Raw genomic sequence first — 19,262 nt, 5'->3', positions numbered from 1 at the left:
CTTGTGCGGGTGGTACGGGGCGGGCGGCCCCGGTGGTTCGGCTCGGGCCGCCCGCCCTGCGGTCAGCTGTCGGCGGGGCGCAGCCGCAGGCCCTGCATTCCGCCGTCGACGGCCAGCGCGGTGCCCGTCACGGAGGCGGCGGCCGGGCTGGCGAGGTACACGATCGCGGCGGCCACCTCGTCCGCGGAGACCAGCCGGCCCAGCGGCTGGCGGGCGTTGAGGGCGGCGCGTTCTGCTTCCGGGTCCCCGGCCTGGCCGAGCAGCCGCGCGATCCACGGGGTGTCCGCGGTGCCGGGGTTGACGCAGTTGACCCGGACGCCCTCGCGGACGTGGTCGGCGGCCATCGCCAGGGTCAGCGAGAGGACCGCGCCCTTGCTCGCGCTGTACAGGGCGCGCTGCGGCAGCCCGGCGGTCGCGGCGATCGAACAGGTCTGGGTGATCGAGACGGCGCCGGGGCGCTCGGCGGCGGCGCGCCGCAGATGGGGCAGGGCGTGCCGGGCGGTGCGGACCATGCCGAGGACGTTGATGTCCAGGACCCGGGTCCACTCGTCGTCGTCGTTGTCCTCGACGGAGCCGATGGACCCGATGCCCGCGTTCGAGACGAGCGTGTGCAGGGAGCCCAGTTCGGCCGCCGCCCGGCCGACCGCGTCGCGCACGGCCGCGTCGTCGGTGACGTCCGCCTTGACCGCGAGGGTGCCCGCCGGGGCGCCCGCGGTCTCCCGGTCGAGGACGGCAACCTGGGCGCCCCGCTCCAGGAGCATGGTCGCGACGGCGGCCCCGATACCGGAGGCGCCGCCCGTCACCAGGGCGTTCATCCCCTCGAAGTCGCGTGTGCCGGTCATCGGCTGTCCTCCTCAGTGGTGCGGCGGGCCTGCCATACGGGGCCCTCCGGATAACGGTGTGCGGCGATCGACTCGGGAAGCATCCGGGCGGAGAAGCCCGGGGAGGCAGGGGCCCGGTAGCGGCCCGATTCGATCACGGTGGGGTCCGCGAAGTGTTCGTGCAGATGGTCGACGTACTCGATCACCCGGTCCTCCCAGGTCCCGGAGACCGCCACATAGTCGAACATCGAGAGGTGCTGCACCAGCTCGCACAGGCCGACGCCGCCCGCGTGCGGGCAGACCGGTACGCCGTACTTGGCGGCGAGCAGCAGGATCGCCAGGTTCTCGTTGACACCCGCGACCCGTGCGGCGTCGATCTGGACGAAGTCGACCGCGCCGGCCTGGAGCAGCTGCTTGAACACGACCCGGTTGGCGACGTGTTCACCGGTGGCCACCTTGACCGGCTGCCCGGCGCGCACGGCGGCGTGGCCGAGGATGTCGTCGGGGCTGGTCGGCTCCTCGATCCAGTGCGGGTCGTACGGTGCGAGGGCGTTCATCCACTCCACCGCGTCGGCGACGTCCCAGCGCTGGTTGGCGTCGACCGCGATCCGCACGTCGTCGCCGACGGCCTGCCGGGCGAGCCCGAGCCTGCGGACGTCGTCGGCGAGGTCGCCGCCGACCTTCAGCTTGATCTGGGTGAAGCCGTCCGCGACGGCCTCCTTCGCCAGTCCGACGAGCTTGTCGTCGGAGTAGCCGAGCCAGCCGGGCGAGGTGGTGTAGGCGGGGTATCCCTCGGCGCGGAGCCGCTCGGCCCGCTCGGCCCGGCCCGGTTCCGCGGCGCGCAGGATCGCGAGCGCCTCCTCTGGGGTGAGGGCGTCGCTGAGGTAGCGGAAGTCGACGAGGGAGACGAGCTCCTCCGGCGTCATCTCGGCCAGGAACTGCCAGACGGGTCTGTCCGCACGCTTCGCCGCCAGGTCCCAGGCCGCGTTGACGACCGCGCCGGCCGCCATGTGCATCACGCCCTTCTCGGGCCCCAGCCAGCGCAGTTGGGAATCGTGGGTGAGGTCCCGGTACAGCGCGCCAAGGTCCGCCGCGGTGCGGGGCACGGGACGGCCCACGACATAGGGCCGCAAAGCCTGGATGGCGGCTGCCATCACCTCGTTGCCGCGCCCGATGGTGAAACAGAAGCCATGTCCCTCGATGCCGCCACCGTCATCGCCCGCGGCGTCGGTACGCAGTACGACATAGGCCGCCGAGTAGTCGGGATCGGGGTTCATGGCGTCCGAGCCGTCCAGTTGCTCCGAGGTCGGAAAACGGATGTCGTGAACCTCGAAGTCCGTGACGGTCTGACTCATGTGCGCCCCCAGGGGAAATAACATCGGACCTCTGCTCTGGTCATCCGATGTATAGCGTCCCGAAGGGGCCAACGTCCAGGGTTGAGCCGAAATTGCCCCCACACAGCTCGGATGTATGACGGGCTTGATGCCCTGATTCGACCGGTGATGCACCCCCGTGGCCCGGGTTCGCCCCGGCCGTGCGCGGGGGCTGCGGCGGCAGTGGCCGGAAGCCGTAAGGTTGTTCCGTACGCAAGGGAACTTCGGAAGGAGGCCTGGGTGATCGAGCTCGACGGGGTTCCCGAGCTGGTCGACCCGGTCATGGTGGCCGCGTTCGAGGGGTGGAACGACGCAGGTGATGCGGCTTCCACGGCGGTCGCGCACCTGGACCGGGAGTGGAAGGGAGAGGTGTTCGCGGCGCTGGACGCCGAGGACTACTACGACTTCCAGGTCAACCGGCCGACCGTGTTCCTGGAGGGCGGGACGCGCAAGATCACTTGGCCGACGACCCGGCTCTCCGTGGTCCGCGTCGGCGGGGACAAGCCCCGCGATCTCGTCCTGGTCCGGGGCATCGAGCCGTCGATGCGCTGGCGCTCGTTCTGCAACGAGATCCTGGGCTTCGCCCATGAACTGGGCGTCGAGATGGTGGTGGTGCTCGGTGCGCTGCTCGGCGACACCCCGCACACCCGCCCGGTACCGGTCAGCGGTGTGACGTCCGATCCGGACCTGGCGCGGACGATGGACCTGGAGGAGACCAGGTACGAGGGGCCGACCGGCATCGTCGGCATCCTCCAGGAGGCGTGCACCCACGCGGGTGTGCCCGCGGTGAGCCTCTGGGCGGCGGTGCCGCACTACGTGTCGCAGCCGCCCAACCCGAAGGCCACCCTGGCGCTGCTGAACCGGCTGGAGGACCTCATCGGGCTGCGCATCCCGCTGGGCGAACTGGCGGAGGACGCACGCGCCTGGCAGCTCGGGGTGGACCAACTGGCCGCTGAGGACAGTGAGGTCGCGGAGTACGTGCAGACGCTGGAGGAGGCCCGCGACACCGCGGAGCTCCCCGAGGCGAGCGGTGAGGCCATCGCCCGGGAGTTCGAGCGCTATCTGCGGCGCCGGGACCCCGGTCCGGGCGCCGGGCCGGGCGGGCACGCGACGGAGAGCGGCGACGGCTCGTACCTGCGCGATACGTCGAGCGGCCGGACCAGGCCGCCGAAGCCGACCCGGCCGGATGCCGGCCCGGGTCCGGTGAGCGGCTCCGGAAGCGGCCCCACGCGCGGCACGGATCCGGGTTCCGGTCCGGCTTCGAAGCCGGGCGAGGCGCCGAAGGACGCTCCGGGGGACGCCTCCGCGGACTCGCCGCCGGATCCGCCGGACGCTGCGCCGGGCGATTCGTCGGAGGACTGATCCGGACAGCCGGGAGCCGGGCGGGTGGACACCCGCCCGGCTCCCTTCTTCCGCCGCTGACACTCAGGAGCAGGTGAAGCGCGCGGCGCCCCAGTCGGCGTGGTCACCGGTCTTGGACGCGTTGGTGTCCGTGACCTTCAACCGCACATGGCGCGCACCGTCCAGCGGTACGTCGACCGGTACGGCCGCCGACGCCCCGGTCACCTTCGGCGAGGTCCAGAGCACCTTGCCGTCGGCCTCGACGGAGAACGCCACCTCGCCGTATCCGTCGATCTCGTCATCGATCCCGGCGTCCGCGGTGAACTTCGAGCACTGCCCGCCGGTGTAGAACTCGATGTCGGAGTCGGCGTGGGTGCCGATCCCCTTCTCGTACGTCTTCCCGGCCAGCGTGAGGGGCTTGCCGTCCTCCGCGCCCGATTCCCCGTTGCTGCGGTCGCGTTCCGCCGGACCGTAGCCGTTGACCGAGCTCAGCCACTCCAGATCGCTCGCCCACGCCTCACCGGTGGGCGGCGGCGGCATCACGGAGGCGGCGATCCGCTGGACCGCCGTACGGGATTCGCCCGCCGATCGGTAGCGGGCCAGCGCGGTCAGCCGCGCCTCGCCCACGGTCGCGTCCTTCGCCGGGGTCACCGACACCTCGACCCGCCGGGTGGTGCCCGCCGGGATCCGGCGCACGGCGGCCGGGGTGGCCTTCCAGCCCTTGGGGACGTCCAGCGAGACGGCCGCGTCCGTGACGTCGCTGCGGCCTGCGGTGACGTCGACGGCGACGGTGGCCGGGGTGCCCGCGCCGATCTCCTGGCCCCGGGGTGCGGAGACGGCGGCCGTGGCGGCCGCGTTCCGTCCGCCGACCGCGCTGGTGTTCTCCAGCTTCACGGAGAACTTCTTGCCCGTGGACAGCGGGGCGGTCTTGATCTTCACCACGCCGCCCCGGTCGTCGCGGTCGTACCACCAGCCCTGCTTCGCCTTCGCGTAGGCGGCGGCAGAGCCGAGCCGGGGCAGCTTGCCGGTGAGCTTCACCGCACTCGGCTCCGAGCCGGTGTGCACACTGAACTCGTACGGGCGGCTGCTCTGCTTGCCGGTGAACTTCCCCTTGCTCGCACCGATGTTCACGGTGATGTCGCCCGCGCCCTTCGACGGAGCGCGGACATCGGCCTTCTGGGTCGCGTACGCGCCGTCGCGGTGCTCACGGGTCACGCCGTCGTCCTCGTACAGGGTGAAGGAGGACGCGCCCTGCGGGTAGATGTCCCAGGCGAGCGGGGAGCCGGCCGTGCGGTCCCGGTACGAGCGGATGCCCGGCCACATCGGCACACTGGCGCCGCCCCTGACGAACAGCGGCAGGGTGTCGAGCGGGGCGCTGTAGTCGTCGACGGTCGTCGGCCCCCGGTAGGTCCGCCCGGTCCAGTAGTCGGTCCAGGTGCCCTTGGGGAGGTAGATGCCGTCGCGCTCGGTGCTGTCCTGGTAGACGGGGGCGACGAGGAAGTCCTCGCCCGACATGAACTCGTACTTCGCCGCGTCCGTAGCGGCCTTCGGGTCGTCCGGGTACTCCAGCACCAGCGGGCGGACCATGCCGACGCCCGTCTTGGTCGCCTCGTGCGCGTAGGAGTACTGGTAGGGCAGCAGCGACTCCTTGAGCTTGAGGTAGTCGCGGTTGATGGAGGTGTACGGCTCGCCGTAGCGGAAGGGCTGCTTGTCGCTGGCCGCCCAGCCGTCCATGGTCATCGTGGTCCCGAGGAACATCTTCCACTGGAGGTCACGGGTGTACGTCTTGGCGCTGCCGCCGAAGATGCCGTCGACGTCGCCCGTGGTGTAGGCGAGGCCGGACATCGTGGCGCCCGCGTAGGTCGGGATCTGCCAGCGGATGTAGTCCCAGGTGCCGGACTGGTCGCCGGACCACTGGACTCCGCAGCGCTGGGCGCCCGCCCAGCTCTCGGGGGCGTAGGTGAAGCCCCGGGCGTCACTGTTGTCCTCGATGCCCTTGTAGGCGTCCTTGCAGCCGTCCAGGGCGAACTTGTAGCCGTCACCTACCCAGGCCACGTCCAGCTTGGCGACGCGCTGGCCCGCCTTGACCTGGTCACCGAGCTTGTCGATGCCGTCCTCTGTCCACAGTCCGAGCTCCATGTCGCGGTCCTGGAGGCCCTTGGCGGTCTCCGCGAGGTCCTCGTAGCCGCAGCCGTAGCCGTCGTTGACGAGCATCCAGCCGTTCGGCATGTCGTTCTCGACGTAGCCGTCGGCGACCTTCAGCGAGTCCTTGGTACGGCGCTCACCCCGGTTGGCGTTGTGCAGGTAGCAGTCGGAGTCACCGATCTCCATGCCGTAGACCGGCGGCAGGAACGGCTTGCCGGTGAGCTTCGTGTACTGGCCTATGACGTCCTTGGCGTCACCCGCGAAGTAGTAGGCGTCGAAGCGCTGTTCCTCGGCGCTGGTGGCCACCGGGTCGTTGAACGCGTAGGTGTTCGGCGCGAAGGTGTTGCGGAACACGCCGTAGCCGGCCGAGGAGAGGTAGAAGGGCACCGAGTTGGGGTGGCCGCCGTCGTCCCAGTTGTAGTCGACGCCGACCTCGACGGTCTGGCCCCGGTGCGAGGTGTTGCCCCGGCCGTTCTGCATACCGGCGCCGTAGAACTGCTCGTCGCCGCCGCGCGCGAGGGTCTGGGTGGTCTTCTCGCCGTCCCAGCTGAGCCCCTTCGCCTCCGACCACACCTCGGTGCCGTCGGCCCGGTACAGGGCGAACCGCAGCGGCGACTTGTAGGCACGCAGCGTGACATCGCCGGTGGAGAGGTCGTAACGGTCGCTCCGCTCCTTCCAGTGGGTGCGGGGCGGGGTCCCCTGGGGCAGCACGATGGCGTCGCCCGCCGGGTCGGTGAACGTTCCGTCCGGGGCGAGTTCGATCCGGAAGGTCTCGTCGGACACGAAGCTGACCCGGGCCTGTGCGGTGCCCGCCCGCAGGTGGTAGACGGGTCCGTCGGCCGAGAAGCCGGTGAGATCGCCGACCGTCGACTCGGTGGGGGCGGCCGGATCCGCCTGGGCGCTGCCCGGTCCGGAGAGGGCGGCGAACAGTCCCAGCAGCGCTGCAACTACCGCCGTTCTGATGCGTGTTGATGATTGCATAGAGCGCTTTTAGCGCAGCACCGAGCATTTGACCATGGACAAAACGGAACCGGCCCCGAACTTCATCAAGAAGTTCGGGGCCGGTGAACGGACGTAATACGGCGGGCGGTTACAGCGCGACACCGAGCAGCGCGTCGACGGTGCGCGAGACGAGTCCCGGCGCCCCCTCGTCCGGGCCGCCCGCGGCGCTCTGCCGCTCGGCCCAGCGGTCCACGGCGGCCAGCGCCGTCGGGGTGTCCAGATCGTCGGCGAGGGCGGCCCGGACCTCCTCGACCAGCGCGTCGGCGGCGAGCCCGTCGGGCCGCGAGACGGCGGCGCGCCAGCGGGCGAGCCGGTCCACCGCGTCCGCGAGGACCTGGTCCGTCCACTCCCAGTCGGAGCGGTAGTGGTGCGAGAGCAGGGCCAGGCGGATCGCCGCCGGGTCCACGCCGTCGCGGCGGAGTGCCGAGACGAAGACCAGGTTCCCCTTGGACTTGGACATCTTCTCGCCGTCCAGGCCGACCATTCCGGCGTGCACGTACGCCTGGGCGAACGGGTGCTCGCCGGTCAGTACCTGGGCGTGCGAGGCGCCCATCTCGTGGTGCGGGAAGGCGAGGTCGGAGCCGCCGCCCTGGACGTCGAAGCCCATGCCGAGGTGGTCCAGGGCGATGGCGACGCACTCGATGTGCCAGCCGGGGCGGCCGGCGCCGAGGGAGCCGCCGTCCCAGCTCGGCTCGCCCTCGCGGGCGGCCATCCAGAGCATCGGGTCGAGGGGGTTCTTCTTGCCCGGACGCTCCGGGTCCCCGCCGCGCTCGGCGGAGAGCAGCCGCATCGCCTCCGCGTCCAGGTTGGAGACCTGGCCGAAGTGCGGGTCGGTGTCGACGGAGAAGTACACATCGCCGTCGAGGTCGTAGGCGGCGCCCGCGTCCCGGAGACGTTCGACGAGCGGCACGATGCCGGGTATCGCCTCGACGGCTCCGATGTAGTGCTGCGGCGGGAGCATGCGCAGGGCGGTCATGTCCTCGCGGAACAGGGCCGTCTCGCGCTCGGCGAGCTCGGTCCAGTCCTGTCCGTCGCGCACGGCCCGCTCCAGCAGCGGGTCGTCCACGTCCGTCACGTTCTGGACATAGTGAACCTGCCGCTTGGTGTCGAGCCACACGCGCTGGACGAGGTCGAACGCGTTGTAGGTCGCCGCATGACCCATATGGGTCGCGTCGTACGGCGTGATGCCGCAGACATAGATGCGGGCGACGGGACCGGGGTCAAGGGTGATCCGTCCGCCGGTCGCGGTGTCGTGGATCCGAAGGTCGCGGCCCTTGCCAGGAAGGGCGGGGACCTCAGAAGCGGGCCAGGCATGCATGCGACGAGCGTAACCGGACGCGCCTTCCGGATACGAACCGGAGGGGGGATCCTGTCCGAAGAGGCACTCTTGCGCCCGGCCCCGGAGCGTGCTTCACGCCCCCCGACACGGAGACCGGACCCGCACCCGGGCGGGTGCGGGCCGGGGAGCCCGGCGGGGCCGCCCGGCCGGGCCCCGCCTACACCGGCGGCCACGGAATGGCCGGCCAGCCCCCGCTCGGCTCCCGGTGGAGCCCGGTGGACCGCAGCCCCGCGACCCGGGCCCGCAGCGCCTCGATCTCGGCCGCGGTGATCAGTTCCTCCAGCCGGGTGACCAGGGCCGCCCCCGGCTCCAGCCCGGCGGCCAGCCGGTCCAGCACCTCGACGGCCTCCGCGGGCAGCGGCTCGCCCGCCCAGCCCCAGAGCAGGGTGCGCAGCTTGTCCTCGGCGTTGAAGGTCACACCGTGGTCGATGCCGTACAGCCGGCCGTCGGGCGCGGGCAGCAGGTGCCCGCCCTTGCGGTCGCCGTTGTTGATCACCGCGTCGAGGACCGCGAGCCGCCGCAGCCGGGGATCGTCCGCGTGCACCAGCAGCGCGGTCTTCCCCTCCCCCACTTCGGCCAGCGCCACGGCCTTCCAGCCCTCGCCCGGCTCCTCGTCCTCGACGAGCGCGAGCAGCCCCGGATCGTCCTCGCCCTGCGGCGCCGCCTCGATCCACAGCTGGCACATGCCCTGGCCGTACGGACCGTCCCGCAGCACGGTCGGCGGCACCAGGCCCCAACCGGTCGCCTCGGAGACCTCGTAGGCGGCCACCTCGCGCTGGGCGAGCGTGCCGTCGGGGAAGTCCCACAGGGGCTGTTCGCCGGCGACCGGCTTGTACACGCAGTGCGCTTCCTCGCCCTCGTAGGCGACCGAGCAGTACAGCACCGCGTTGGAGGCCCCCCGAACCTGTCCGAGGACGGTGAGCTCGCCCTTGCCGAGCAGGGTCATCCGCCCGGCGTCGGTCAGGCCCCGCGGCGGTATCCGTTCTGGCGCGGGCATACGTGTCCTTCCGGATCGAGCGGGAGGCTGCACAGCGGGCACGGGGGGCGGCCCGCGTTCACGACGTCCAGGGCGCGTTTGGCGAAGGCGCGGGCCTGGGCACCGCTGAGCCGGACCCGGAGCATCGGCGGGCCGTTCTCCTCGTCCTGGAGCAGCCGCTCCTCGGCCTCCGCGAGGTCCTCGACGGATTCCGCGTCCAGCTCGACCAGGGCCTGCGCCTCGACGATCATGCGCTGTTCCTCGCCGTCCCAGGCGAGGGCCATCGTGCCGACGCGGAACTCCTCCTCGACGGGGACGTCGAGTGGAGCGGTGTCGGTGACGTCCATCGGGGCCACGGCGGGCACCGGGGAATTGCCCCCGGTGCGGCGGACCACTTCGTCGAGCAGTTCGTCCACCCGCTCTGCGAGGGCGGCGACTTGGGTCTTCTCCAGGGCCACGCTGGTGACACGTCCGCCTGAGGATGCCTGCAGGAAGAACGTACGACGTCCAGGCAGCCCGACCGTACCGGCCACGAAACGGTCCGGGGGGTCGTAGAGGAACACCTGACGGGACACGTCCTGTCTCCCTTGTGATTTGACGCGGATGGGGGGTCGGCCGGGGCCCGGGAGAGAGTTCTCCCGGAAAGGCGCCTACGGCGCGTCCACCCTACTGCGCGGAGCGATCACGGTGCTCCAGCGCCGCCCCCGACCGCGGCATCGGCCTCCGTACCGGCGGCCTTCGTCTCGTCGGGGGACGGTTCGCGCGGGGCAAGGGGGGCGAGATCGCCGGTGTCGCCCAGCCTCAGCAGGAAGGGCCGCAGCCTGGTGTAACGGATCGCGGTGACCGAGCACGGGTCGGCGTGGACCCGCTGGAAGAGGTCCAGGTGCATGCCGAGCGCGTCGGCCACGAGGGACTTGATGATGTCCCCGTGCGAGCACATCACGTAGACGGCGTTCTCACCGTGCTCCGCCTCGATCCGCGCGTTCCACTCCCGGACCGCGTCGACGGCGCGTGCCTGCATCGCCCGCATGGACTCACCGCCGGGGAAGGCCGCCGCCGACGGGTGCTGCTGCACGACCGTCATCAGCGGCTCGTCGGTGAGTTCGGCGAGCTTGCGGCCCGACCAGTCACCGTAGTCGCACTCACTGATGCGCTCCTCGGTGTGCAGCGGCAGTTCCGGCCGGGCGTCGAGCAGGGGGCGCAGTGTCTCGCGGCAGCGCTGCAGGGGGCTGCTGACGGCCGCGACGAGCGGCAGCGCAGCCAGCCGTGCGGGGAGCGCCGCGGCCTGCTCCGCGCCGCGCTCGTCGAGTGCGACGCCGGGGGTCCGGCCCGCGAGGACCCCGGCCGTGTTGGCGGTGGAGCGTCCGTGGCGTACGAGGATCAGGGTGGGCATACCGGCCAGGGTAGGCCGACGCCCCGGCAAAGGTGCGCCCGGGACCTGGGCAGGGCACAATACGCGCCGTGATTGTGGACTGCGCCATCTACCGGGACGGGCGCCGCACCGACGGCCCCGCCGACTTCTCCGACGCCCTCGAAGAGGCCCGGTCCACCGGTGACGCCTTCTTGTGGATCGGTCTGCACGAGCCGACGGAGAAGGAGTTCGAGCTGGTCAGCAGCGAGTTCGGACTGCACCCGCTGGCGGTGGAGGACGCGCTGGCCGCGCACCAGCGGCCGAAGCTGGAGGTGTACGACGACTCGCTGTTCGCGGTGATCAAGCCGGTCGTGTACGACCACGAGAGCGACACGGTCAGCGCGGACGAACTGATGGTGTTCATAGGCGACTCGTTCGTCGTGACGGTCCGGCACGGCGAGGGTGCTCCGCTCGCCGCCGTGCGCCGCCGGCTGGAGGCCGAGACCGATGTGCTCAAGCACGGGCCCACCGCGGTGCTGTACGCGATCAGCGACGCGATCGTGGACCACTACATCGATGTCGCGGGCGAGCTCCAGGTCGACCTGGAGGAGCTGGAGACCGAGGTCTTCGCCCCGGCCGCGACCGGCGACTCGAAGAACACCGCGGCCCGCATCTACACGTTCAAGCGCCAGGTGCTGGAGTTCCGCAGGGCGACCGTTCCGCTGGGCGCCCCGCTGGCCCGGCTGGCGAGCGCGGGGGTGCCCTTCGTCCATGAACAGTCGCAGCCGTTCTTCCGGGACGTCCAGGACCATCTGACGCGCGCCAACGAGCAGGTGGAGGGCCTGGACCGGCTGCTCTCCGACATCCTGTCCGCGCACCTCGCGCAGATGGGGGTGCGGCAGAACGACGACATGCGCAAGATCTCGGCCTGGGCGGCGATGGCGGCGGTGCCGACCATGGTCGCCGGGATCTACGGCATGAACTTCGATCACATGCCGGAGCTGAAGTGGGTGTGGGCGTACCCGGCGGTGATCGTGCTGATGGCGGGCGTGGTCCTCGGCCTGTACCGCCAGTTCAAGCGGCGCGGCTGGCTCTGACCCGGGCCTCTCCGCTCAGCCGTACTCGGGCGCCGGGACGGCCGGACCGCCCAGCGCGTCGCGCCGCTCCGGCGGCGCCAGGCTGACCATGCGCCGCCAGCCCACCAGGCGCTCGTACGCGTAGACGGCGTGGATTCCCGCCGCCAGTACCGCGGCCTTGGCCCTCGGCCAGCCCAGGATGCGGCCCATGTGGTCCATCACGGCGAGGCTGACGTCGCGGTAGACCCGGATCTCACCGAGCGCGCACTCGCGCAGGACGCTCTGGATCGTGCGGCCGTGTCCGGACCGGGCGAAGCGCAGCAGTTCCTCGTGGCAGTACGCCAGGTGGTTGTCCTCGTCGTTCGAGATCATCCTGACCGCGCGGCCCAGCTCCGGGTGGTCCGCGAAGTACTTCCGCAGCAGCCGCATCTGCTCGGAGGCGCGCTGTTCGGTCACCCGGCTGTGCGCGAGGTAGGTGATGATGTCGCGCTCGGCGAGCGGCTCGTCACGCCCCAGCAGCTCATGGGCGAGGCCGATGCCGTCCTTCTCCAGGAGCATCGTGTAGTCGGTCTCGTGGGGGACCTCCACAGGCGCCAGACCGCGCTTCCTCAGGAGGGCGTTGAAGATCCTGCCGTGCTTGTCCTCATCGGCTCCGTGCCGGGCGATCTTGGGGGCCAGGGCGCGCTGGCTCGCGGGGACGAGAGCCGCGATACGGCCGTTCTCCCAGCCTCCCTGGGACTCCCCGCCGGCGGCGATGGAGCAGAACAGCCGGAACGACTCGTCGTCGTCGAGAATCTCCTGGAACAGGTTCTTTGCCGAGAGCATCACTGCCACCTCCGTGCCGGCGTCCGCCGAGCGACAGTCAAATGCGCCCGGCCCCGGCGGGCAACAGGAAGGCTCACGAACTGGGCCGAACGTGCGAGCCGCGCAGCGCCCGGCGAACCGTTTCCGCACAGGCCCCGTAACCCGACCGCCCCGGCCGCGTTGTTCCGCGTGACGGCCGTGGCGGGGAGCCCCCGAGCCCCCACCACGGCCGTAGTGCTGCCCGGGGGCGGGTTCGCTACGCGAGTCCGGAGCGCTCCAGCGCGTCCGTGCCGGCGCGCAGCGCGGCGATCCGCTCGTCGAGCGTGAAGCCGGCCGGGGCCAGGGTCAGGGTGGTGACGCCCGCGGCCGCGTAGGCCTGCATCCGGTCGGAGATCCGCTCCACCGGGCCGAGCAGCGTGGTCTGGTCGATCAGCTGGTGCGGAACGGCGGTGGCGGCACCGCTCTTGTCGCCGGACAGGTACTTCTCCTGGATCTCGGCGGCCTCCTTCTCGTACCCCATGCGCTGGGCGAGCTGGTTGTAGAAGTTCTGCTTGGGGCTGCCCATGCCGCCGACGTACAGCGCGGTGTACGGCCGGAACATGTCGGCGAGGCCCTTGACATCATCGCCGACCGCGAGCGGCAGGGTCGGGCAGACGTCGAAGCCCTCCATGGTCTGGCCTGCCTTCTCCCGGCCGGCCCGCAGATGCTTGATCGCGGTGTCCTCCAGGTGCTCTGCGGAGGGGAAGATCAGCAGTGCCCCGTCACCGATCTCACCGGTCTGCTCCAGGTTCTTCGGGCCGATCGCGGCGATGTACACCGGGATGTGCTCGCGCTCCGGGTGGATGGTCAGCTTGATCGGCTTGCCCGGCCCGTCCGGCAGCGGGAGCGTCCAGTGCTGCCCCTCGTACGAGAGCCGCTCGCGGCTCATCGCCTTGCGGACGATCTCGACGTACTCGCGGGTGCGGGCCAGCGGCTTGTCGAACTTGACGCCGTACCAGCCCTCGGAGACCTGCGGCCCCGACACCCCGAGGCCGAGCCGGAAGCGGCCGCCGGAGAGCGAGTCGAGGGTGGCGGCCGTCATCGCCGTCATGGCGGGCTGGCGGGCCGGGATCTGCATGATCGCGGAGCCGATGTCGATGGACTCGGTCTGCGCGGCCACCCAGCTCAGCACGGTCGGGGCATCGGAGCCGTAGGCCTCGGCCGCCCAGCAGACGTCGTAGCCGAGCCGGTCGGCCTCCTGCGCGACGGCGAGGTTGTCCCCGTCCATACCCGCGCCCCAGTAACCGAGATTGATGCCGAGCCGCATAGCCGCTCCCCTTACTGATCAGTAACGTCTCTGTGCTCCGGACTCTAGCGCGCGGGAACACGATCCGGCAGGGGTGACCCGGGCCCCGGTTGTCCACAGCCCCGCACCGAGTGGAGCCATGGCCAGTAATCTCAGCGCCCATGGAGCAGAGGCATCTCGGCCGCACCGGCCTTCGAGTGTCCCGGATCGGGCTCGGCACCCTCACCTGGGGCCGGGACACCGACGAGCACGACGCTGCCGAGCAGCTCAAGGCCTTCTGGGAGGTGGGCGGCACCCTGGTCGACACGGCGGACGTGTACGGCGGCGGCGAGTCCGAGTACCTGCTCGGGCGGCTCGTCGAGGGGCTGGTGCCGAGGCGCGATCTGGTCATCGCCACCAAGGCCGGCAGCGTGCCCGACCCGTACCGCAGATTCGACGGTTCGCGCGGGCATCTGCTGGCCGCCCTCGACGCCTCGCTGGCCCGGCTCGGCACGGACTACGTGGATCTGTGGCAGGTGCACGCCTTCGATCCGGTGACGCCGCTGGACGAGACGCTCCAGGCACTGGACCTGGCGGTGTCCAGCGGGCGCGCCCGCTACGCGGGAGTGTCGAACTTCTGCGGCTGGCAGCTGGCCAAGGCCGCGACCTGGCAGCTCGCCTCGCCCGGTCTGCGGACCCGGCTGGCCAGTACGCAGATGGAGTACTCGCTGCTGCAACGGGGCGTGGAGCGCGAGGTGTTGCCGGCGGCGCTCGACCTCGGGGTGGGGCTGCTGCCGTCCTCGCCGCTGGGCCGTGGCGTGCTGACCGCCAAGTACCGCACCGGCACCCCGGCGGACTCGCGCGGCGCCTCCGAGCTGCTCGCCCCGTTCGTGGAGCCGTATCTCGACGACCCCGCGAGCCGCATCGTGGACGCCGTGGCGACCGCCGCCGACGGGCTGGCCACGACGCCGCTGCAGGTGGCGCTCGCCTGGGTGAGGGACCGTCCGGGCGTGGTCGCCCCGATCGTCGGCGCGCGCAACGCGCACCAGCTCACGGAGGCTTTGTCAGTGGAGACGCTTAGTCTTCCTGACGAGATCTGCCGCGCGCTCGACGATGTGTCGGCGCCCGTGCACCGCTATCCCGACCAGGACTGGAGCACGCTGTGACTGCGCTTCCCCGGGGGGAGACCCCAGGCTCCCCGGCCCCCGACGACGAAGACGTCGTCGCGGACGTCTCCGTGCCCTCGCCCACGGAGGAGGCCCCCGCAGAGGAAGCCCCTGCGGAGGAGGCCGCCGCAGAGGAGGCCCCCGCCGGGGCCGACACGGCCGCCGACAGCGACACCGCCGCACCGGTCCTCTCCGAGGCGGAGGCGGAGCTGGCGGCCCAGCGCGAGCTGCTGGAGCGGATCGAGAAGCGCAAGGCCGAGAAGGACGGCCCCATCCCCGCCGGTACGAAGCTGAGCGGACCGGCCGCCGACCTGCTGGCGGCCGTACGCGCCGTGGAGAGCGGCGAGAAGCCGGGAGCCGCGTTCTTCGACGCCCCCGCGCCCGCCACCCCCCGCAGGCCCGCCCCCGCCCCGGTCCGGGAGCGGGCCCCGGAGCCCGTCGGCGCGGACCGGGGCGCCGCCCCGGAGGCGGTCGCCGCCGTGGCCGCCGTGCTGGCCTCCGGCGGCGCCCCGGAGAACCTGGCCGCCCCGGCCGCCGGGAGGCTCGGCGCACACGCGGACGATGTCCTGCGCGAGGACCCCTGGCAGCTGCTCGCCCTTCCCGGCGTCGGCCCGGAGCAGGCCGACGGCTTCGCACGGGCGCTGCTGGGCGCGGAGTGCGGCCCGGACGACGAGCGGCGCACCGACGCCCTGATCGGCTGGCTGCTGGAGCGCGCGGCGCTGCGGGGCCACACCGCGCTGGACGCCGCGGAGGTGCGGGCCGCGCTCACCGGACGGGCGGTGACCGACCCGGAGGCCGCCGTGGAGCACGCGGTCGGCGAGGGCGTCGTCCTGGTCTTCCAGGACGACGAGGAGGACGGCGAGGAGGGCGGCCCGGAGGAGGCGGCGCAGGAGGAGGCGCCAGCAGCCGCCGACGCGCCCGCCGGGGACCGGGAAGCGGGCCCGCAGGAGCCGGTGCAGGTGTTCCTGGGCCTCGACCGCTACGCCCTGGCGGAGGAGAGCCTCGCGGACGGGCTGGCCCGGCTGGTGAACGCGGTCGAGAAGGACGCCGACTGGTCCGGGGCCGCCGAGTCGGCGCCCTCCCCCTCGGCCGCGGAGCTGATCCGTACCGCCGCGGCCCACGGGCTCGTCGCGCACACCGGTGGCGAGGCGGCGAGGGCCGAGCCCGCCGCGCTGATCGCCGCGGCGAACGGCCTCGGCCTGCGGGCCCTCGGCACCACCCACAGCACGGACGGCGCGCGGCGGCTGGCCGAGGCGGTGGGCGACCCCTCGGCGGCCGTCACGCTGGCCGGGCTGCTCTCCGGCGCCGAGGGCCCGGGACGGGACGAGGAGGGGGCCCTCGCCGTCGACCTGCTCGTCGTGCTGGACGCCCCGCAGGTCGACGTCGAGACCGGCGCGATGCTGGTGGAGGCTCTCGCGGACGGGGCCCGGCTGGTGCTCAGCGGCGATCCCGGCGTGCTGGGCTCAGCGGGTGCGGGCCGGGTCTTCGCCGATGTGCTGGCCGCCCGCGCGTGCCCGCAGATCGTCTCCCGTACGCCGGACCCAGGGCCGATCGGGGAGCTCGTCTCCGGCATCGGCATCGGGGAGCTGAACCAGGTGGCGGCGCCGGGCCGGGAAGTGGTGATCGTGCCCGTGCGTGACGCGGGCGAGGCGGTGCACCGCACGGTGCAGCTGGTGGCCGACTCGGTGCCGCGCGCCATCGGCGTCCCGTCGTCCGAGACCCAGGTGATCACCGTGGGCCACGGCGGGTCCGCGGGCACCCGGGCGCTGAACGAGGCGCTCAAGCAGCGGCTCAACCCCGGCCCCGGCCGGTTCGGCGGCTTCGACCCCGGCGACCGGATCGCCCATGTCCCCGCACCGGGCAGAACGGTGCCCGGCGTGGTCGTCTCGGCCGACGCGGAGGGCCTGCACCTGGACTGCGCGGGGACCCCGGTCGTCGTGCCGCAGGAGCGGGTGGAGGCGTCCGTACGCCATGCCTGGGCGCTCAGCGCCCATCAGGCAGCCGGTATGCGGTGGCCCGCGGTGGTCGTCGTACTGCCGGGTGACGCCGCGCAGGGGCTCAGCCGCCCCTGGGTCTATACCGCGTTCGGCCGGGGCGAGCGGCACCTGTCCGTGGTGCACGGGGTGGATCAGGCGCTGCCGCGCGCGGTCGCCCAGTCCCCCGCGCAGGACCGCACCACCCGGCTGCGCACCCTGCTGGAGGCATCCGAGGCGTCCGAGGGGTGAGACCCGGCGAGGGCCGGGCGGATGGCGTCACGCACGCATCCGCCCGGCCCCCGGGCACTGGCTCCGGCAGAGGACGGACCGGTCAGGAGCCGCCCCGCGCCATGCCGTCGAGTTCGCCGTCCAACTCTCCGTCAAGCTCGTCCTCGTCGAAGACGGCACTGACGTCGAACCGGCAGACCACCAGTTCCGGATCCGCGTCGTCGAAGGGCGCGCCCAGCCACTCCCCCGGCTCCGGCAGCTCGTCCGCCGCCGCGACCCACAGGGTGGAGTCACCCTCCTCAAGGCCGAACTCCAGGTGCCGGGACGCGATCTCGTCCGCCTCGTACTCCCCGAAGAGCACCCCGAGCGCCGCGTGGACGCTGCTGCCGGCCGCGGCCGTGCTCTCGGTGTCCCGGACGTCCGGGTCCAGGTCGGCGAGGCGCTGCGCCTGGGCGAGCAGCCGCTGCGGCTCCACCACCGCGTAGTCGCGGCGGATCAGCACGCTGAGCGCGTTCGGCTCCTCTGGACCGCTGTAGGGCGGCAGGGAGTCCCCGGCGCCCGGAATCTCGAAGGGGGTGACCTCGTCGTGGCGGTCGTAGAGGAGTTCGTCATAGACCTCCGCCGCAGCGGCCAGTGCGTTGAACGCGTCATAGACAGCGGGGTCGTCGTCCCCGGACCGGCGTTCGACCGCGTCGAGGTGACGGTCGAGCGCGACCTTGACCGCATCAGCGGCGGCGCGTACCTCGGCAGCGGATGGCTGCGCAGCATCAGACATAGAGCAGACGCTATCCGTACCGGGGGTCTGCCCGCACAATAGATGCGATGCCGGAATACGAATTTGTCGACGTGTACGTGCCGCGCGGGCTGTCCCGGAAGGAGACGACCCGCCTGCTGACCGACCATGCCGAGTACGGGCACTGGGAGTTGGACCGACTGACACTGCGCCTGGACGGCAGCCGCCGGGTGCGGCTGCGTCGGCGGATCATCCGCCAGCTGCGGGCCACCTGGTGAAACGGAACGGGCCCCGCTGCTCGCGGGGCCCGCTCTCTGGTCCAGCCTGACCAGCCTGATTCAGCCGAAAGAACCTAGGCGGCGGCCTTGGCGCGGCGGTACAGCACCGTGCCCGCGCCTGCGAGCAGCAGGCCCGCGCTGGCCGGGATCAGCAGGTCGAGCCCGCCCGATCCGGTGTGTGCGAGCTGCGGAGTGCCCTCGGGCATGCTCTGCGGCTCCGGCGCGTTCGGGACGGTGCGGGGTCCGGGCGTCGGTGGCGCCTTGGGGTGGGTGACCGGAGTCACCGGAGGGGTGACCGGCGGCGTGACCTGCGGCGTGCTCTCGTTCTCGCAGTCGTTGCCGAAGCTGGGGTTCAGCAGCCCGACGATGTCGATGCTGTTGCCGCAGACGTTCACGGGGATGTCGATGGGGGCCTGGATCTGGTTGCCCGAGAGCAGACCGGGCGAGCCCTGCGCGTAGCCCTGTGCCGTTGCCCCGCCCCCGTTGTCCGTGGGGACGGCACGGTGCTTGCCGGTGCCCGTCCGCGCCTCCTGGCCACGGTCCTGCGACGCGCGGCTGCCGGTGGCCCGGCTGTCCGAGGCGTGGCTGCCCGAGGCGGTACCTGCGGACGATCCGGTCCGGCCTGCGGCCGCACCCCCAGAACCGTTTCCGCAGGCGTTCCCGAAGGTCGGGTTGATCAGTCCGACGACGCTCACGGAGTTACCGCAGACGTTCACCGGTACCTCGACCGGGATCTGTACCGAATTCCCTGAAAGCACCCCCGGGGAATTCGACGCACCGCCGGACGCTCCCGCGTCGGCGTGCGCGTAACCGCCACTGAGCGCGAGTACGCCGCCCGCGGCCGCCATGGTGATCAGGCCTTTACGCGTGACCTGTCGCATAGGTTGTTTCCTGCCTTCTACCTTCCGGAATACCCCCGGACTTGAGCGTTCGGAGGCAAAGGACCCGGCGGCCCCGGAGCACATGGCGCGCGCTCCGAGGCCGACCGGGCTCAAACCCTTGCGGGTTGACGTGCGACGTCAGGCGTTGACGCAGGTGTTGCCGAAGGTGGGGTTCAGCAGCCCGATCACGGAGACGGTGTTGCCACAGAGGTTGACCGGGATGTGGACCGGAACCTGGACGACGTTGCCCGAGAGCACGCCGGGGCTGCCGATGGCGGCACCCTGGGCGCCCGAGTCGGCGACGGCCATACCGGCGCCCGCGAGCACCAGACCACCGGTGACAGCCGCAGCTGCGACGATCTTCTTGATCATTGTTCCTCCTAGTTGGCAAGTGCGGTCCCAGCCGCGGACCGCACCACCTGTAACGAGGAGAAAGCAATCGGGCTACGAGCAGAAAGCCCCTTTCACTCGTTCCGGTCTGTACGTACACGCTGTCGAATCACTCGGC

17 protein-coding genes are annotated in these 19,262 nt (G+C 72.0%); 5 read left to right on the top strand and 12 right to left on the bottom strand.

Translation table 11 applies throughout. From position 1 onward, the window contains the following. Window positions 1-62: 62 nt before the first annotated feature. Window positions 63-842, bottom strand: coding sequence for an SDR family NAD(P)-dependent oxidoreductase (locus tag ACZ601_RS32025; protein ID WP_469544557.1), 780 nt, complete (start codon window positions 840-842; stop codon window positions 63-65). Next, window positions 839-2,176 (bottom strand): L-fuconate dehydratase, encoded by a 1,338-nt coding sequence (locus ACZ601_RS32020; RefSeq protein WP_469544555.1) that lies wholly within the window; start codon window positions 2,174-2,176, stop codon window positions 839-841. Before ACZ601_RS32020 ends, ACZ601_RS32025 begins: the two co-directional genes overlap by 4 nt. A 258-nt stretch (window positions 2,177-2,434) precedes the next feature. Between ACZ601_RS32020 and ACZ601_RS32015 the strand changes: the two genes are divergently transcribed. Further along, window positions 2,435-3,556, top strand: a complete 1,122-nt coding sequence (locus ACZ601_RS32015; protein WP_469544553.1) for a PAC2 family protein — start codon at window positions 2,435-2,437, stop codon at window positions 3,554-3,556. Between the two features lie 63 nt (window positions 3,557-3,619). Here the strand turns inward: ACZ601_RS32015 and ACZ601_RS32010 are convergent, their stop codons facing one another. From ACZ601_RS32010 to ACZ601_RS31990, 5 genes are all read right to left on the bottom strand, one after another. Then, window positions 3,620-6,661 (bottom strand): NPCBM/NEW2 domain-containing protein, encoded by a 3,042-nt coding sequence (locus tag ACZ601_RS32010; protein ID WP_469544551.1) that lies wholly within the window; start codon window positions 6,659-6,661, stop codon window positions 3,620-3,622. Window positions 6,662-6,770: 109 nt separating this feature from the next. Further along, the gene (gene mshC / locus ACZ601_RS32005) at window positions 6,771-8,000 is read right to left on the bottom strand and encodes a cysteine--1-D-myo-inosityl 2-amino-2-deoxy-alpha-D-glucopyranoside ligase (RefSeq protein ID WP_440574971.1); all 1,230 of its coding nucleotides are present in this window, start codon (window positions 7,998-8,000) and stop codon (window positions 6,771-6,773) included. A gap of 178 nt (window positions 8,001-8,178) precedes the next feature. Beyond that, window positions 8,179-9,018 carry an SCO1664 family protein gene (locus ACZ601_RS32000; protein WP_469544548.1) on the bottom strand — a complete coding sequence of 280 codons (840 nt, stop codon included), beginning with the start codon at window positions 9,016-9,018 and terminating at the stop codon, window positions 8,179-8,181. Next, complete coding sequence (locus tag ACZ601_RS31995; RefSeq protein ID WP_123528141.1) at window positions 8,982-9,572, bottom strand: DUF3090 domain-containing protein; 591 nt, start codon at window positions 9,570-9,572, stop codon at window positions 8,982-8,984. Before ACZ601_RS31995 ends, ACZ601_RS32000 begins: the two co-directional genes overlap by 37 nt. Window positions 9,573-9,679: 107 nt before the next feature. After that, entirely contained in the window at window positions 9,680-10,390 is a 711-nt protein-coding gene (locus tag ACZ601_RS31990) for a histidine phosphatase family protein (RefSeq protein WP_327336116.1), read from the bottom strand. 59 nt (window positions 10,391-10,449) lie between these two features. Here ACZ601_RS31990 and corA point away from each other — a divergent pair, with 59 nt between their 5' ends. Then, on the top strand, window positions 10,450-11,445 hold the full coding sequence (gene corA / locus ACZ601_RS31985; protein WP_440574983.1) for a magnesium/cobalt transporter CorA: 996 nt from the start codon (window positions 10,450-10,452) through the stop codon (window positions 11,443-11,445). Between the two features lie 15 nt (window positions 11,446-11,460). Here the strand turns inward: corA and ACZ601_RS31980 are convergent, their stop codons facing one another. Then, window positions 11,461-12,249, bottom strand: a complete 789-nt coding sequence (locus ACZ601_RS31980) for a ferritin-like domain-containing protein (RefSeq protein WP_469544544.1) — start codon at window positions 12,247-12,249, stop codon at window positions 11,461-11,463. A gap of 235 nt (window positions 12,250-12,484) precedes the next feature. After that, window positions 12,485-13,534, bottom strand: a complete 1,050-nt coding sequence (locus ACZ601_RS31975) for an LLM class F420-dependent oxidoreductase (RefSeq protein ID WP_469544541.1) — start codon at window positions 13,532-13,534, stop codon at window positions 12,485-12,487. A gap of 140 nt (window positions 13,535-13,674) precedes the next feature. Here ACZ601_RS31975 and ACZ601_RS31970 point away from each other — a divergent pair, with 140 nt between their 5' ends. Next, window positions 13,675-14,658 (top strand): aldo/keto reductase, encoded by a 984-nt coding sequence (locus tag ACZ601_RS31970; protein ID WP_440574966.1) that lies wholly within the window; start codon window positions 13,675-13,677, stop codon window positions 14,656-14,658. Further along, complete coding sequence (locus tag ACZ601_RS31965) at window positions 14,655-16,883, top strand: helix-hairpin-helix domain-containing protein (RefSeq protein WP_469544538.1); 2,229 nt, start codon at window positions 14,655-14,657, stop codon at window positions 16,881-16,883. The genes ACZ601_RS31970 and ACZ601_RS31965 overlap by 4 nt, the downstream gene beginning before the upstream one ends. Before the next feature lie 82 nt (window positions 16,884-16,965). On the opposite strand, the gene ACZ601_RS31960 is transcribed toward ACZ601_RS31965, so the two are convergent. Beyond that, complete coding sequence (locus ACZ601_RS31960) at window positions 16,966-17,637, bottom strand: hypothetical protein (RefSeq protein ID WP_469544536.1); 672 nt, start codon at window positions 17,635-17,637, stop codon at window positions 16,966-16,968. Window positions 17,638-17,684: 47 nt separating this feature from the next. Between ACZ601_RS31960 and ACZ601_RS31955 the strand changes: the two genes are divergently transcribed. Then, window positions 17,685-17,873, top strand: coding sequence for a DUF5703 family protein (locus ACZ601_RS31955; protein WP_024493806.1), 189 nt, complete (start codon window positions 17,685-17,687; stop codon window positions 17,871-17,873). Between the two features lie 74 nt (window positions 17,874-17,947). Here the strand turns inward: ACZ601_RS31955 and ACZ601_RS31950 are convergent, their stop codons facing one another. Both ACZ601_RS31950 and chpH read right to left on the bottom strand, forming a co-directional pair. Continuing rightward, window positions 17,948-18,754 (bottom strand): chaplin, encoded by an 807-nt coding sequence (locus tag ACZ601_RS31950; protein WP_469544534.1) that lies wholly within the window; start codon window positions 18,752-18,754, stop codon window positions 17,948-17,950. 138 nt (window positions 18,755-18,892) lie between these two features. Continuing rightward, window positions 18,893-19,126, bottom strand: coding sequence for a chaplin ChpH (gene chpH / locus ACZ601_RS31945; protein WP_024493808.1), 234 nt, complete (start codon window positions 19,124-19,126; stop codon window positions 18,893-18,895). Window positions 19,127-19,262 lie beyond the last annotated feature (136 nt).

The sequence above is a fragment of the Streptomyces sp. NPDC104307 genome (assembly GCF_055584045.1).
The sequence above is the reverse complement of the archived record's forward strand: the minus strand, read 5'-3'. Positions and strand labels throughout refer to the sequence as shown.

What these genes read in the sequence shown, in the direction of transcription:
- ACZ601_RS31955 (WP_024493806.1), top strand. Translation starts at nt 17,685, where the DNA reads ATGCCGGAATACGAATTTGTCGACGTGTACGTGCCGCGCGGGCTGTCC.
- ACZ601_RS31980 (WP_469544544.1), bottom strand. Translation starts at nt 12,249, where the DNA reads ATGCTCTCGGCAAAGAACCTGTTCCAGGAGATTCTCGACGACGACGAG.
- ACZ601_RS31990 (WP_327336116.1), bottom strand. Translation starts at nt 10,390, where the DNA reads ATGCCCACCCTGATCCTCGTACGCCACGGACGCTCCACCGCCAACACG.
- ACZ601_RS31970 (WP_440574966.1), top strand. Translation starts at nt 13,675, where the DNA reads ATGGAGCAGAGGCATCTCGGCCGCACCGGCCTTCGAGTGTCCCGGATC.
- ACZ601_RS31975 (WP_469544541.1), bottom strand. Translation starts at nt 13,534, where the DNA reads ATGCGGCTCGGCATCAATCTCGGTTACTGGGGCGCGGGTATGGACGGG.
- mshC (WP_440574971.1), bottom strand. Translation starts at nt 8,000, where the DNA reads ATGCATGCCTGGCCCGCTTCTGAGGTCCCCGCCCTTCCTGGCAAGGGC.
- ACZ601_RS31950 (WP_469544534.1), bottom strand. Translation starts at nt 18,754, where the DNA reads ATGCGACAGGTCACGCGTAAAGGCCTGATCACCATGGCGGCCGCGGGC.
- ACZ601_RS32000 (WP_469544548.1), bottom strand. Translation starts at nt 9,018, where the DNA reads ATGCCCGCGCCAGAACGGATACCGCCGCGGGGCCTGACCGACGCCGGG.
- chpH (WP_024493808.1), bottom strand. Translation starts at nt 19,126, where the DNA reads ATGATCAAGAAGATCGTCGCAGCTGCGGCTGTCACCGGTGGTCTGGTG.
- ACZ601_RS32020 (WP_469544555.1), bottom strand. Translation starts at nt 2,176, where the DNA reads ATGAGTCAGACCGTCACGGACTTCGAGGTTCACGACATCCGTTTTCCG.
- ACZ601_RS32025 (WP_469544557.1), bottom strand. Translation starts at nt 842, where the DNA reads ATGACCGGCACACGCGACTTCGAGGGGATGAACGCCCTGGTGACGGGC.
- ACZ601_RS32010 (WP_469544551.1), bottom strand. Translation starts at nt 6,661, where the DNA reads ATGCAATCATCAACACGCATCAGAACGGCGGTAGTTGCAGCGCTGCTG.
- ACZ601_RS31960 (WP_469544536.1), bottom strand. Translation starts at nt 17,637, where the DNA reads ATGTCTGATGCTGCGCAGCCATCCGCTGCCGAGGTACGCGCCGCCGCT.